The 337-nt window shown below is 66.8% G+C and carries 1 protein-coding gene; it reads right to left on the bottom strand.

Going from position 1 to position 337, the window contains the following annotated elements; all coding sequences use genetic code 11:
- On the bottom strand, positions 1–337 hold a 337-nt coding region (locus P0G09_RS16375), incomplete at both ends, for a stage V sporulation T C-terminal domain-containing protein (protein ID WP_275253195.1).

The following is a 337-nucleotide window of genomic DNA, read 5'->3' as shown; positions in this document are numbered from 1 at the left end:
CACGTTCACCGCCTTGAGCTGGGCGGCATCGGGCTGGGCAGTGCGGTCCTCCGTAAGCATGCCCACACTGCCGGTGACATCCCCCGCCGCAATGATGGGCACAGCGCACACCAGCGCCCGGGGCGAGCCCTCCCAGGGCAGCCATGCCTTTTCGGGGCTACCATCGCTCTGGTAGGGCTTGCGGCTGTCCATCAGCTTTTCCAGCGGCTGGCTTACGCTGCGGTCTGCCAGATCCCGCCTGCCCGCACCGGATGCCGCCAGACTGCGGTCCCGGTCTGAGACAAAGGCCGTCAGGGCAAAGCACTTGCTCAGCTCTTCCACATACTGGGCCGTCACC

Origin of the sequence: Faecalibacterium sp. DFI.5.82, assembly GCF_029076575.1 — a bacterium.
GTDB lineage: Bacteria > Bacillota > Clostridia > Oscillospirales > Ruminococcaceae > Faecalibacterium > Faecalibacterium duncaniae.
The sequence above is the reverse complement of the archived record's forward strand: the minus strand, read 5'-3'. Positions and strand labels throughout refer to the sequence as shown.